Raw genomic sequence first — 13,710 nt, 5'->3', positions numbered from 1 at the left:
CGCATTCGGTGCTGCACTTGTTCAAGTGCCGCACCACCTGTGACTGCTGCTTGCGTAGGTGTTCCGGATAACCGGTGAGACTACGCAAGGCTGCGTCCGGCGGACATTCCGCGGTGAGTCTTGCACGCAAGGCTCACGACGGGCCTTCCGCCGTGGTTTCTTATTGTCTTGTCTTAACGCTTCTTGCGGTTGGCAATGTGGATGGCGCCGCCATTCACAGCCAGAGCTGCTTCGTGCAAGGCTTCGGACAGGGTCGGATGGGAGAAAACCATCATGCCCAGGTCTTCAGCGCTGGTGCCGAATTCCATACCGATCGCGCCCTGCTGAACCAGTTCTGCAGCGCTCGGGCCAATCACGTGGACGCCCAATACGCGGTCAGTCTTGGCATCAGCGATGACTTTAACGAAACCGCCGGTATCGTTGGCTGCCATGGCACGGCCACTGGCTGCGAACGGGAAGGTGCCGACGTTAACTTCAACGCCTTCGGCTTTCAAGGCCTGCTCGGTTTTACCGACCCACGCGATTTCCGGGTGAGTATAAATAACCGAAGGGATCAAATCATAGTTCATCTGGGCTTTGTGGCCCTTGATGCGCTCGACGACCATGATGCCCTCTTCCGAAGCCTTGTGTGCCAGCATCATGCCGCGAACCACGTCGCCGATCGCGTAAACGCCCGGTACGGTGGTGGCGCAGTGATCGTCAACGTGCACGAAACCGCGCTCGTCCAGAGTCACGCCGCAATCAGCGGACAGCAGATCAGTGGTCACTGGACGGCGACCAACGGCTACGATCAGCTTGTCGAAAGTGATGTTCTGTTCGCCGTTGGCATCGGTGTAGTTCACGACTACTTCGTTGCCGTTCACTTTGGAACCGGTAACACGAGCGCCCAGCTTGATGTCCAGACCTTGTTTGGTCAGGGTTTTCAGCGCTTCCTTGGAAACGGCAGCGTCAGCGGCCATCAGGAAGGTGTCCAGCGCTTCAAGAACGGTGACTTCTGCACCCAGACGGGACCAGACCGAACCCAGTTCCAGACCGATCACGCCAGCGCCGATCACACCCAGACGCTTAGGTACGGATTGGAATTCCAGCGCGCCAGTCGAATCGACGATCACATTCTGGTCAACGGGAGCTGGCGGAATGTCGATCGGACGCGAGCCCGGAGCCAGAATCACGTTCTCGGCTTCAATGATTTCTACCGAACCGTCTGGCTTGGTGACTTCGACTTTCTTGCCGGCCAGCAGTTTGCCGTGGCCCTGGATCGAGGTCACACCGTTGGCTTTGAACAGGGTGGCAACACCCGAAGTCAGGCCTTTGACGATGTTGGCTTTACGGCCGACCATTGCTGGTACGTCCATGGTCACGCCAGCGTGGTTGATACCGTGGATTGCGAAACCGTCCTGGGCTTCGTGGAACTTCCAGGAGCTGTCCAGCAGCGCCTTGGATGGAATGCAGCCGACGTTCAGGCAAGTACCGCCGAGGGCCAGTTTGCCTTCCTTGTCGGTGTATTTCTCGATGCAGGCAGTGGAGAGGCCCAGTTGCGCTGCTTTAATGGCAGCCACGTAACCGCCAGGGCCCGCGCCAATCACTACCAGGTCGAATTTCTGAGTCATGTGTCATTCCTTCTCGAATCAAACCGGACGGCCCCTTTTGAGGACCGTCGTGGGACGAAGCTGGTCATTACAGGAGGGCAGTCCATCACTGGATGGCCCGTGCAACGAAATCAGATATCCAGCAGCAAACGAGCCGGGTCTTCCAGCAGGTTCTTGATGGTAACCAGGAAGGTCACAGCTTCTTTGCCATCGATCAGACGGTGATCGTAGGACAGAGCCAGGTACATCATCGGACGGATAACAACCTGACCGTTGATCGCCATAGGACGCTGCAGAATGTTGTGCATGCCCAGGATGGCCGCTTGAGGCGGGTTGACGATCGGCGTCGACATCATCGAACCGAAAGTACCACCGTTGGTGATGGTGAACGTACCGCCGGTCATCTCGTCCATCGACAGTTTGCCGTCACGAGCCTTCTTGCCGAAGGTGGCAATGCCGCCTTCGATTTCAGCCAGGCTCATCAGTTCGGCGTTACGCAGAACCGGAACAACCAGGCCGCGGTCGCTGGAAACAGCAACACCGACGTCAGCGTAGCCGTGATAAACGATGTCAGCACCGTCGATCGACGCGTTGACAGCCGGGAAGCGTTTCAGCGCTTCGGTGGCAGCCTTGACGAAGAACGACATGAAGCCCAGGCGCACGCCATTGTGGGACTTCTCGAACAGGTCCTTGTACTTCGAACGCAGGGCCATGACTTCAGTCATGTCGACTTCGTTGAAAGTGGTCAGCATTGCCATGTTCGATTGAGCTTCAACCAGACGCTTGGCAACGGTGGCCCGCACGCGGGTCATCGGTACGCGCTTCTCGATGCGATCGCCGGCAGCGAACACTGGAGCAGCACCGGCAGGCGCAGCAGCCTTGGCAGGTGCGGCAGCCGGAGCAGCTTTCTTGGCAGCTACAGCGGCAACAACGTCTTCCTTGGTCACACGACCGCCTTTGCCAGTGCCGGCAACGGAAGCGATGTTGATACCGTTTTCTTCAGCCAGCTTGCGAGCAGCCGGTGCAGCAACAGGATCATCTTCGCCTTCAGCGGCCGGAGCAGCAGCTTGTGCAGCGGCCGGAGCAGCGGCAGCAGCTGGAGCGGCAGCAGCGCCGCCCGCTTCGATGGAGCCCAGGACTTCGTCGGACAGAACGGTGTCGCCTTCGTTCTTGACGATAGCGCCCAGTACGCCGTCAGCGGTGGCCAACACTTCCAGTACGACTTTGTCAGTTTCGATGTCGACGATCAGGTCATCGCGCTTGACGGCGTCGCCCGGCTTTTTGTGCCAGGTGGCAACGGTGCCATCGGCAACCGATTCCGGGAAAGTGGGGGCTTTGATTTCGATAGCCATTATCTGTGGGTCCTTAAATTCGGTTTCAGGTGCGCGAAGGCGTTAAACAGTAAAGGCGTCTTGCAGCAGTTTTTCCTGCTGCTCAGCGTGCATCGATGCATAACCACAAGCAGGTGCAGCAGAAGCCTCACGGCCCGCGTACTCGAGTACGAGAGACTTATTGAGCGTACTGATGCTACGACGCAAGTGGTGTTGGCTGCAGTACCAGGCACCCTGGTTCATCGGCTCTTCCTGACACCAAACGGCATGCTTGGCGTTAGTGTAAGGAGCCAGGACTTCTTTCAAGTCGTCTTCAGGGAATGGGTACAGCTGCTCGATACGCACGATGGCGATGTCATCACGACCTTCGGCACGGCGTTTTTCCAGCAGGTCGTAGTAGACCTTGCCGCTACACAGAACAATGCGCTCGACCTTTTTCGGGTCCAGGGTATCGATTTCCGGGATAACGGTCTGGAACGAACCTTCGGCCAGATCTTCCAGGGTCGAGATGGCCAGTTTGTGACGCAACAGCGACTTCGGAGTCAGGACGATCAACGGCTTGCGCAGCGGGCGAATCACCTGACGACGCAGCAAGTGGTAGATCTGAGCAGGCGTAGTCGGGACGGCGACCTGAATATTGTGCTCGGCGCACAGCTGCAGGTAACGCTCCAGACGAGCCGAAGAGTGCTCCGGCCCCTGACCTTCATAACCGTGCGGCAGCAGCATGGTCAGACCGCAGAGACGGCCCCACTTGTGCTCGCCACTGGTGATGAACTGGTCGATAACCACCTGAGCACCGTTGGCGAAGTCGCCGAACTGGGCTTCCCAGATCACCAGCGCCTCAGGCGTGGTGGTCGAGTAACCGTATTCGAACGCCAGCACGGCTTCTTCGGACAGGAACGAATCGTACAGGTCGAAACGTGGCTGGCCCTTGTACAGGTTTTGCAGCGGGATGTAGGTACCCGCGTCTTTCTGGTTGTGCAAGACAGCGTGACGGTGCGAGAACGTACCGCGACCGATGTCCTGACCCGTCATGCGAATCGGGTGACCTTCGAACGCCAGGGTCGCGTACGCCATGGTTTCGGCGTAACCCCAGTTGATCGGCAGGCCGCCGGCTTGCATTTTCTGACGGTCTTCGTAGATTTTCGAGACCTGGCGCTGAACCACGAAGCCTTCCGGAATCTCCAGCAGCTTGGCGGACAGTTCCTGCAAGGTTTTCAGATCGAAGCGAGTGTCGTGACGCGCGGTCCAGGCGTGGCCCAGATACGGACGCCAGTCCACGAACAACTCTTTGTTCGGCTCTTTGACCAGGCTTTTTACAACATGCAGACCGTTGTCCAGCGCATTGCGGTATTCATCGACTTTCGCCTGAACACGCTCTGCGTCCAGCACACCGCCCTGAGTCAGACGATCGGCATACAGCTCACGGGTGGTGCGCTGTTTGGCGATCTGCTGATACATGATTGGCTGGGTGCCGCTTGGCTCGTCGGCCTCGTTGTGGCCACGACGACGGTAGCAGACCAGGTCGATCACCACGTCACGCTTGAACTGCATGCGGTAGTCGATGGCCAGCTGGGTCACGAACAACACGGCTTCCGGATCATCACCATTCACATGGAGGATCGGCGCCTGGATCATCTTGGCAACGTCGGTCGCGTACTCGGTGGAGCGCGAGTCCAGTGGGTTGCTGATGGTGAAACCGACCTGGTTGTTGATCACGATGTGCACGGTGCCGCCGGTCTTGAAACCGCGGGTTTGCGACATCTGGAAGGTTTCCATGACCACGCCTTGACCGGCGAATGCCGCGTCACCGTGGATGGAGATCGGCAGAACCTTCTCGCCGGTAGGGTCGTTACGACGATCCTGACGGGCGCGAACCGAACCCTCGACCACTGGGGAAACGATTTCCAGGTGGGACGGGTTGAACGCCATGGCCAGGTGAACTTCACCACCGGTGGTCATTACGTTGGACGAGAAGCCCTGGTGATATTTAACGTCACCGGAACCCAGCTCGACCTTCTTCTTGCCTTCGAACTCGTCGAACAGCTCGCGCGGGTTCTTGCCGAAGGTGTTGACCAGCACGTTCAGACGACCACGGTGGGCCATGCCGATAACGATTTCCTTGGTGCCGTAGGAACCGGAACGCTGGATCAGCTCGTCGAGCATCGGAATCAGGCTCTCGCCGCCTTCCAGACCGAAACGCTTGGTACCCGGGTATTTGGTACCCAGGTATTTTTCCAGACCTTCGCCGGCGGTGACACGCTCGAGCAGGTGGCTCTTGATGTCGGCGGAGTACGTCGGACGGCCGCGCACGCTTTCCAGACGCTGCTGGAACCACTGGCGCTGCTCGGAATCGGTGATGTGCGTAAATTCAGCGCCGATGGTGCGGCAATATGTCTGCTGCAACGCTTCGTGAATTTCGCGTAGGCTCGCCTCCTCTTTGCCGATGAACAGGTCGCCGGCACGGAAGGTCGTATCAAGATCGGCATTGGTCAAGCCGTAATGATTGATCGACAGGTCTGCAGGTGCAGGACGCTGCCACAGCCCCAGCGGGTCAAGCTGGGCTGCCTGGTGGCCACGCATACGGTAGGCCTGGATCAATCGCAGCACTTCAACTTGCTTCTTCTCGTGCTCACTGCTCACGCTGCCGGCGGAAACCGGTTGGGCGCGGCGCTGGTTCTTTGCCAGCAAGACGAAATGATCGCGAATTGTGGAGTGCGAAACATCGGTGGCAGTGTTGCCGTCAGCAGGCAACTTCTGGAAGTAGGTGCGCCACTCTTCTGGCACAGCGTTAGGGTCGTGCAGGTAGAGCTCGTAGAGCTCTTCCACATAGGCAGCGTTACTACCGGATAGGTAGGCGCTGTTCCACATGCGCTGCATCACGCTTTCTTGCATGCTTGGTCACCCTCGGTTAGGGGAACACCACCGGCGTCGACACCGAGCACGCTTGCAGAAGTCCGAATGCAGCGACTAAAACAAGCCACTTAGGATCACGCTGATAGTCCGGGTACCAGCCCGGATGCCCCTGCTTGTCTCATTTCTTCAAAATAAGAGCCGCAGCCTTATAAGCTGCTGCTCAGGTTAAAACTACGGCGCCGGTTGAAGCCTGCGCCGTAGCATCTACGGGTACAGCGGTCTTGCGGATACTACAGCTGAATCACACGCCGCTTTGCAGCAGCATGTTACGTACGTGACCGATGGCCTTAGTCGGGTTCAGGCCTTTCGGGCAGACGTTGACGCAGTTCATGATCCCGCGGCAGCGGAATACGCTGAACGGGTCATCCAGCGAAGCCAGACGCTCGGCAGTCTTGGTGTCGCGGCTGTCGGCCAGGAAGCGATACGCTTGCAGCAGAGCAGCTGGACCCAGGAACTTGTCCGGGTTCCACCAGAAGGACGGGCAAGAGGTCGAGCAGCAAGCGCACAGGATGCACTCGTACAGACCGTCGAGCTTTTCACGCTCTTCAGGGGACTGCAGACGTTCGATGGCCGGAGCCGGCGTGTCGTTCTGCAGGTATGGCTTAACCTTTTCGTATTGCTTGTAGAAGATGCTCATATCGACGACCAGGTCACGGATTACCGGCAAACCTGGCAGAGGACGAACGATCAGCTTGTTACCTTTTACGACAGCGGACAGCGGCGTGACGCACGCCAGACCGTTTTTGCCGTTGATGTTCATGCCGTCGGAACCGCAAACACCTTCACGGCAAGAGCGACGATAGGAGAAACCTTCGTCCTGCTCTTTGATCAGGGCCAGCACGTCCAGCACCATCAGGTCTTTACCACCGGTATCGACCGTAAATTCCTGCATGAACGGCGCAGCGTCCTGATCAGGGTTGTAGCGATAAACACTGACTTGCAACATGGCGGCCACCCTTAATAAGTCCGAATCTTAGGTTCAAAAGTCGGAACAGTCTTCGGCGAGAAGTTCACAGCACGCTTGGTTACGCGCTTGTCACCCGGGAAGTACAGGGTGTGGCACAGCCAGTTTTCGTCGTCGCGATCTTCGTAGTCTTCACGGGCGTGAGCGCCGCGGGACTCTTTGCGGATCTCTGCAGCGATGGCGGTAGCTTCGGCCACTTCCAGCAGGTTCTGCAGTTCCAGAGCTTCGATACGAGCGGTGTTGAACGCCTGGCTCTTGTCGTTGATCTTGACGTTGGCGATACGGCCACGCAGATCAGCCAACTGAGCAATACCCTTCTGCATGTATTCGCCGGTACGGAATACACCGAAGTAGTTCTGCATGCAGCTTTGCAGCTCTTTACGCAGGGTGGCGACGTCTTCGCCCTCGGTACGCGAGTTCAGGCCATCGAGACGTGCCAGGGCAGCGTCGATGTCGGACTGGCGAGCGCGGGTGTAGTCGACGCCTTCTTTGAGGGTCTGTTCCAGGAACAGGCCGGCCGCACGACCGAATACCACCAGGTCGAGCAGCGAGTTGCCGCCCAGACGGTTGGCACCGTGAACCGATACGCAAGCCACTTCGCCTACTGCGAACAGGCCCGGGATGATCTGGTCAACGCCGTCGGCATCCTGAGTGATTGCCTGACCGTGGATGTTGGTCGGCACGCCGCCCATCATATAGTGGCAGGTTGGAACGACCGGAATCGGCGACACGGCTGGATCGACGTGGGCGAAGGTCTTGGACAGTTCCATGATGCCTGGCAGACGGCTGTGCAGAACTTCTTCACCGAGGTGATCGAGTTTCAGCATTACGTGGTCGCCATCCGGACCGCAACCGTTGCCGGCGATGATTTCTTTAACCATCGAACGGGCAACAACGTCACGACCAGCAAGGTCTTTGGCGTTCGGAGCATAACGCTCCATGAAACGCTCGCCGTGCTTGTTGATCAGGTAACCGCCTTCACCGCGGCAACCTTCAGTCACCAGTACACCGGCGCCGGCGATGCCGGTCGGGTGGAACTGCCACATTTCAATGTCTTGTACCGGCACGCCAGCACGCAGAGCCATGCCGACGCCGTCACCGGTGTTGATCAGGGCATTGGTGGTGGACGAGTAGATACGACCTGCACCGCCAGTCGCCAGTACAGTGGCGTTAGCGCGGACGTAGGAAGTTTCGCCGGTTTCGATGCAGATGACGATCATGCCGACAAAGGCACCATCTTCGTTCTTCACCAGGTCGACACCGTAGTATTCGTTGAGGAATACAGTGCCGGCTTTCAGGTTGGCCTGGTACAGGGTGTGCAGCAGTGCGTGACCGGTACGGTCGGCAGCGGCGCACGTACGGGCAGCCTGGCCACCTTTACCGAAGTCTTTCGACTGACCGCCGAACGGGCGCTGATAGATGCGGCCTTGTTCGGTACGGGAGAACGGCAAGCCCATGTGCTCGAGTTCGAAGACCGCTTCCGGGCCTACGGAACACATGTATTCGATAGCGTCCTGGTCACCGATATAGTCGGAACCCTTGACGGTATCGTACATGTGCCAGCGCCAGTCATCGTTCGGATCTGCCGAGGCGATGGCGCAAGTGATGCCACCCTGGGCGGATACAGTGTGCGAACGAGTCGGGAAAACCTTGGTAACTACGGCGGTCTTGTGACCACCCTGTGCCAGCTGCAGAGCAGCGCGCATACCAGCACCGCCGCCGCCAATAATGATGGCGTCGAACGAAAGCGTATTAACTGTAGTAGACATGAATCAGATACCCCAGAGAATCTGCACACCCCAGACGAAGTAAGCGAACATCGCAACGCCGCATACTGCCTGGAAAAGGAAACGTACTGCAGTCGCGGACTTGCCGAACGCCATTGGCGTCAGGTAGTCGGTCGCGATGGTCCACATGCCGACCCAGGCGTGAGCGCCGAGGGCAACGAGGGCCAGGAGACTGAAAATACGCATCCAGTTGCTTGCGAACAGTTCATGCCATTGGGCGTAGCCGATGCCAGGATGGGCAACGACGTATCCGATCAGGAAAATGAAATAAGCCGCGAGAACGACCGCAGACACACGTTGTGCCATCCAGTCATAGAGGCCCGAACGCGACAGGTTCGTGACGTTAGTTACCATATCCAAACTCCTGCCAGAACGATTACCACCACGGAAAAGGCGATAACGATTTTCGAGCCCAGTTTGCCGCCCTCAAGCGACTCGCCGATGCCCATGTCCATCATCAAATGGCGCACACCGGCAACCAAGTGATACAGCAAGGCGGACAGGATGCCCCATGTCACTAGCTTGGCTAGCGGACTGGTCAGACACGCTTTCACCTGACCGAAGCCTTCTTCCGAGTCGAGCGACTTGTCCAATGCATAAAGCATGATGGCCAGGCTGACAAAGAGGATGATTCCGGAGATTCGGTGAAGAATGGACGTGTAAGCAGTGACTGGGAGTTTGATGGTCCTTAGGTCTAGGTTTACAGGTCGTTGGCTATTCACGGCTTTTTTTCACACTGAAGAGCCCCTAACAATCAGGGCAAAGTTGTTGGGGAGTGCACTGGTCAGGTACCCACCACCCAGGGAGTGCGACCCCCAGTAAAGCAGGCCCAAAAGCCCCTGGCGGTCGGAGGCCGAGTATAGACAGTTAGGCTACTAATGACAACGCAATCGCCTTCCCCTAATAGCTCATTGCACAAGTCGTATAAAAGGCGTAAATGGCAGTCAATTTCGAGGAAAAAGTCCAGTTAAAGCCTTCTGGAGCAAGACTTTAGGCAAATTGACATTCGAATTTATCTCACTATAGTGGTGCGGGCCCTGCGTGGGGGGTCTGTCTGATGATTTCAAGCATAAATAGGAGGCCACATGGCTGACAAAAAAGCGCAGTTGATCATCGAGGGCGCAGCCCCCGTCGAGCTGCCCATTTTAACCGGCACCGTTGGTCCCGATGTTATCGATGTTCGGGGCCTGACGGCCACGGGCCGTTTCACCTTTGACCCTGGTTTCATGTCGACAGCTTCCTGCGAGTCGAAGATCACCTATATCGACGGCGACAACGGCATCCTGCTGCACCGCGGCTACCCGATCGAACAGTTGGCTGAAAAGTCGGACTACCTGGAAACCTGCTATCTGCTGCTCAACGGCGAATTGCCGACCGCAGAACAGAAGGCCCAGTTCGTCAGCACCGTGAAGAACCACACCATGGTTCACGAGCAGCTGAAGACCTTCTTCAACGGCTTCCGTCGCGACGCCCACCCGATGGCCGTCATGTGCGGCGTAGTCGGCGCCCTCTCGGCCTTCTACCACGACTCCCTGGACATCAATAACCCGCAGCATCGCGAAATCTCCGCGATCCGCCTGGTTGCCAAGATGCCCACCCTGGCAGCGATGGTTTACAAGTACTCGATGGGGCAACCCATGATGTACCCGCGCAACGACCTGACGTACGCGGAAAACTTCCTGCACATGATGTTCAACACCCCGTGCGAGATCAAACCGATCAGCCCGGTACTCGCCAACGCCATGGACAAGATCTTCATCCTCCATGCCGACCACGAGCAGAACGCATCGACTTCCACCGTACGCCTGGCCGGCTCTTCGGGTGCCAACCCGTTCGCCTGTATCGCCGCCGGCATCGCTGCACTGTGGGGCCCTGCCCACGGCGGCGCGAACGAAGCCGTTCTGACCATGCTCGATGAAATTGGCGATGTGTCGAACATCGACAAGTACATCGCCAAGGCCAAGGACAAGAACGATCCGTTCAAACTGATGGGCTTCGGTCACCGGGTTTACAAAAACCGCGACCCACGCGCAACAGTCATGAAGCAGACCTGCGACGAAGTGCTGAAAGAACTGGGCATTACCAACGATCCGCAACTCGAACTGGCCATGCGCCTGGAAGAGATCGCCCTGACCGACCCGTACTTCATCGAACGCTCGCTGTACCCGAACGTCGACTTCTACTCGGGGATCATCCTCAAGGCGATCGGCATTCCAACCAGCATGTTCACCGTCATCTTCGCTTTGGCGCGGACCGTCGGCTGGATCTCCCACTGGAAAGAAATGCTCTCCAGCCCGTACAAGATTGGCCGTCCGCGCCAGCTGTACACCGGCTACGAGTCGCGTGACATCACCAAGCTGGAAGACCGCAAATAAGACCTGTCTTGCGATAACGTCTTAAAGCTGCACCGGAAACGGCCTCTATTTATATAGAGGCCGTTTTTTGTTTGTGCGATGAACCTGATCGTTCTCACGCGAGGGAACGATCAGTGAGCGACAGGTTGTTGATCTGGCTTTGGCTTTGGCTTTTGATGTTGACCCTGCTTTTGATCTTTCGCCCCTTCGGCAGGCCGAACGGAGGTGTTCATCAGGGGGTTAGGCGCGTAGCGCCGTGCGGCGAAGCCGCACACATCGAGAGGAGGTCGTCGCGAAGCAGACCGTAGGCGATGCCCCCTGATGGACACCGTAGCGAGGGAACACTGAGCTTTAGCGAAGTGCCGTACGCCGGGGCGAAGCCTTTTGCTTACTTTTTGGCGTTTGAAAAAGTGAGTCGCTGTAAAAGCGAAACCACAATCAGCCGTTACCGCAGAAACGGATATGTACACCATCAAAAATCTCGACCAGCCGCGAAACAGCCTTCGCGAGCAAGCCCGCTCCCACAGGGTCCGATAACCGCCCAATAAAAAATGCCCCAATCTCTCGACCGGGGCATTTCTGTTTAACGCAGCTTATATAGCCAAGTCTGAAGCCTTAGTGAGCAACCGCCCCACTCGCCCCCAACCCCGTCTGCGAACGAACAAACTGCGGGAAGAACAACGCACGCTCATTAACACCGGCCGTCGACTTGTCAGTGATCGAGAAGAACCAGATCCCGACAAACGCAATGGCCATGGAGAACAGTGCCGGGTACTCATACGGGAAGATAGCCTTCTCGTGATGCAGGATCTGCACCCAAATGGTTGGCCCAAGGACCATCAAGCCAACGGCACTGATCAGACCCAACCAACCGCCGATCATCGCACCACGCGTGGTCAGCTTCTTCCAGTACATGGAAAGCAGCAGCACCGGGAAGTTACAGCTCGCCGCGATGGAGAACGCCAGGCCCACCATGAACGCGATGTTCTGGCTTTCGAACAGAATGCCCAAGCCGATCGCCAACACACCCAGGCAGACGGTGGTGATTTTCGAAACGCGGATCTCATCCTTGTCGTTGGCCTTGCCCTTCTTGATCACGCTGGCATAAAGGTCGTGAGACACCGCCGTAGCACCGGCCAGGGTCAAACCAGCCACCACAGCCAGAATGGTTGCGAACGCGACTGCCGAGATGAAGCCCAGGAAGATACTGCCACCCACCGCGTTAGCCAGGTGCACCGCCGCCATGTTGTTGCCGCCCAACAGCGCGCCAGCCGCATCTTTAAAGGCAGGGTTAGTGCTGACCAGCAAGATCGCGCCGAAGCCGATGATGAACGTCAGAATATAGAAGTAGCCGATGAAGCCGGTTGCATACAGCACGCTCTTGCGAGCTTCTTTCGCATCACTCACGGTGAAGAAGCGCATCAGAATGTGCGGCAGGCCAGCGGTACCGAACATCAGTGCCAGGCCAAGCGAGAATGCCGAGACCGGATCTTTCACCAGGCCGCCCGGGCTCATGATCGCTTCACCTTTAGGGTGAACCTTGATCGCCTCGGAAAACAGCAAGCTGAAGTCGAAGTTGACGTGCTTCATGACCATCAGCGCCATGAACGAAGCACCGGACAGCAGCAACACGGCCTTGATGATCTGCACCCAAGTGGTCGCCAGCATGCCGCCGAACAACACGTACATGCACATCAGGATACCGACCAGGATCACCGCAACGTAGTAGTCGAGACCGAACAGCAGCTGGATCAGCTTGCCGGCACCGACCATTTGCGCGATCAGGTAGAACGCCACCACCACCAGCGAACCGCAAGCGGACAGCGTGCGGATCTGGGTTTGCCCAAGGCGGTAGGACGCCACGTCGGCAAAGGTGTATTTACCCAGGTTACGCAGGCGCTCGGCGATCAGGAACAGAATGATCGGCCAGCCCACCAGGAACCCGATCGAGTAGATCAGGCCGTCGTAGCCAGAAGTGAACACCAGGGCGGAAATACCCAGGAAGGACGCCGCCGACATGTAGTCGCCGGCGATTGCCAGACCGTTCTGTAAGCCGGTGATCTTGCCACCCGCCGCATAGTAGTCAGCCGCCGAGTTGTTGCGTTTGGAAGCCCAGTAGGTGATGCACAGGGTCAGACCAACGAACGCGACGAACATCAGGATCGCGGAAACGTTGAGCGGTTGTTTATGCACTTCGCCGGTCAGGGCTTCACCTGCCCAGGCGCCAGGTGCAAAGGCTGCGATGCTCAATAGAGCCATTAGACGCCGGATCATTGCTGAGCCTCCTTGAGAATCGCATTGTTCAGGTCGTCGAATTCGCCGTTGGCGCGTCGTACGTAGATTGCAGTCAGGATAAAGGCCGAGAGAATCAACCCGACACCAATGGGTATCCCCCAGGTAATCGAAGACTCGGGGCTGATTTTCGCCCCCAGAATATGCGGCCCGTAAGCAATCAAAAGGATGAATCCGGAGTAAAGCCCAAGCATGATCGCCGAAAGAATCCAGGCGAACCTTTCTCGCTTACTAACCAGCTCCTTGAAGCGTGGGCTGTTTTGAATCGAGAGGTAAATGCTGTCGTTCATTGTTTTTATCCTCGCAGCACAGATGAAGTTGGAACGTTATCCACTCTATGCGGCTACGGAACTGGTTCCAGACGACCTTAGTATTAGAACGACATGACAGAATCGCCATTTTCCGGCAGACACAAAACAATGTGGGAGCGGGCTTGCTCGCGAAGGCGGTGCCTCAGTCAACGATAATGTTGAATGT

10 protein-coding genes are annotated in these 13,710 nt (G+C 57.4%); 1 reads left to right on the top strand and 9 read right to left on the bottom strand.

The genetic code is table 11. The annotated features are described in order from the left end of the window. Nucleotides 1-173 precede the first annotated feature (173 nt). The 7 genes from lpdA to sdhC all read right to left on the bottom strand — a co-directional run bounded on the left by lpdA (nucleotide 174) and on the right by sdhC (nucleotide 9,309). Complete coding sequence (lpdA, locus tag KGB03_RS25450) at nucleotides 174-1,610, bottom strand: dihydrolipoyl dehydrogenase (RefSeq protein ID WP_074874664.1); 1,437 nt, start codon at nucleotides 1,608-1,610, stop codon at nucleotides 174-176. A 110-nt stretch (nucleotides 1,611-1,720) separates the two neighbouring features. Continuing rightward, nucleotides 1,721-2,941 (bottom strand): 2-oxoglutarate dehydrogenase complex dihydrolipoyllysine-residue succinyltransferase, encoded by a 1,221-nt coding sequence (odhB, locus tag KGB03_RS25445; RefSeq protein WP_008148598.1) that lies wholly within the window; start codon nucleotides 2,939-2,941, stop codon nucleotides 1,721-1,723. Nucleotides 2,942-2,983: 42 nt separating this feature from the next. After that, nucleotides 2,984-5,815 (bottom strand): 2-oxoglutarate dehydrogenase E1 component, encoded by a 2,832-nt coding sequence (locus KGB03_RS25440; protein ID WP_192406868.1) that lies wholly within the window; start codon nucleotides 5,813-5,815, stop codon nucleotides 2,984-2,986. A 262-nt stretch (nucleotides 5,816-6,077) separates the two neighbouring features. Beyond that, nucleotides 6,078-6,782 (bottom strand): succinate dehydrogenase iron-sulfur subunit, encoded by a 705-nt coding sequence (locus KGB03_RS25435; RefSeq protein ID WP_111450757.1) that lies wholly within the window; start codon nucleotides 6,780-6,782, stop codon nucleotides 6,078-6,080. A gap of 11 nt (nucleotides 6,783-6,793) precedes the next feature. Then, on the bottom strand, nucleotides 6,794-8,569 hold the full coding sequence (gene sdhA, locus KGB03_RS25430) for a succinate dehydrogenase flavoprotein subunit (protein WP_046048042.1): 1,776 nt from the start codon (nucleotides 8,567-8,569) through the stop codon (nucleotides 6,794-6,796). A gap of 3 nt (nucleotides 8,570-8,572) precedes the next feature. Next, on the bottom strand, nucleotides 8,573-8,941 hold the full coding sequence (gene sdhD / locus KGB03_RS25425; protein WP_008148589.1) for a succinate dehydrogenase, hydrophobic membrane anchor protein: 369 nt from the start codon (nucleotides 8,939-8,941) through the stop codon (nucleotides 8,573-8,575). Then, nucleotides 8,935-9,309: a succinate dehydrogenase, cytochrome b556 subunit gene (gene sdhC, locus KGB03_RS25420; protein WP_111450758.1), complete on the bottom strand. Its 375-nt coding sequence runs from the start codon at nucleotides 9,307-9,309 to the stop codon at nucleotides 8,935-8,937. Before sdhC ends, sdhD begins: the two co-directional genes overlap by 7 nt. Before the next feature lie 363 nt (nucleotides 9,310-9,672). Here sdhC and gltA point away from each other — a divergent pair, with 363 nt between their 5' ends. Continuing rightward, the gene (gene gltA / locus KGB03_RS25415; protein ID WP_008148584.1) at nucleotides 9,673-10,962 is read left to right on the top strand and encodes a citrate synthase; all 1,290 of its coding nucleotides are present in this window, start codon (nucleotides 9,673-9,675) and stop codon (nucleotides 10,960-10,962) included. Nucleotides 10,963-11,556: 594 nt separating this feature from the next. On the opposite strand, the gene KGB03_RS25410 is transcribed toward gltA, so the two are convergent. Both KGB03_RS25410 and KGB03_RS25405 read right to left on the bottom strand, forming a co-directional pair. After that, a complete protein-coding gene (locus tag KGB03_RS25410; RefSeq protein WP_223529730.1) occupies nucleotides 11,557-13,215 on the bottom strand; it encodes a cation acetate symporter in 1,659 nt (552 codons plus the stop codon). Then, nucleotides 13,212-13,523 (bottom strand): DUF485 domain-containing protein, encoded by a 312-nt coding sequence (locus KGB03_RS25405; protein ID WP_017337238.1) that lies wholly within the window; start codon nucleotides 13,521-13,523, stop codon nucleotides 13,212-13,214. Before KGB03_RS25405 ends, KGB03_RS25410 begins: the two co-directional genes overlap by 4 nt. Between the last annotated feature and the right edge of the window lie 187 nt (nucleotides 13,524-13,710).

The organism is Pseudomonas sp. BF-B-26 (assembly GCF_019956495.1).
Classification (GTDB): Bacteria; Pseudomonadota; Gammaproteobacteria; order Pseudomonadales; family Pseudomonadaceae; genus Aquipseudomonas.
The sequence above is the reverse complement of the archived record's forward strand: the minus strand, read 5'-3'. Positions and strand labels throughout refer to the sequence as shown.

Coding starts and splice junctions, on each gene's coding strand:
- gltA (WP_008148584.1), top strand. CDS start 9,673: ATGGCTGACAAAAAAGCGCAGTTGATCATCGAGGGCGCAGCCCCCGTC.
- KGB03_RS25435 (WP_111450757.1), bottom strand. CDS start 6,782: ATGTTGCAAGTCAGTGTTTATCGCTACAACCCTGATCAGGACGCTGCG.
- KGB03_RS25440 (WP_192406868.1), bottom strand. CDS start 5,815: ATGCAAGAAAGCGTGATGCAGCGCATGTGGAACAGCGCCTACCTATCC.
- sdhA (WP_046048042.1), bottom strand. CDS start 8,569: ATGTCTACTACAGTTAATACGCTTTCGTTCGACGCCATCATTATTGGC.
- sdhD (WP_008148589.1), bottom strand. CDS start 8,941: ATGGTAACTAACGTCACGAACCTGTCGCGTTCGGGCCTCTATGACTGG.
- KGB03_RS25405 (WP_017337238.1), bottom strand. CDS start 13,523: ATGAACGACAGCATTTACCTCTCGATTCAAAACAGCCCACGCTTCAAG.
- odhB (WP_008148598.1), bottom strand. CDS start 2,941: ATGGCTATCGAAATCAAAGCCCCCACTTTCCCGGAATCGGTTGCCGAT.
- lpdA (WP_074874664.1), bottom strand. CDS start 1,610: ATGACTCAGAAATTCGACCTGGTAGTGATTGGCGCGGGCCCTGGCGGT.
- KGB03_RS25410 (WP_223529730.1), bottom strand. CDS start 13,215: ATGATCCGGCGTCTAATGGCTCTATTGAGCATCGCAGCCTTTGCACCT.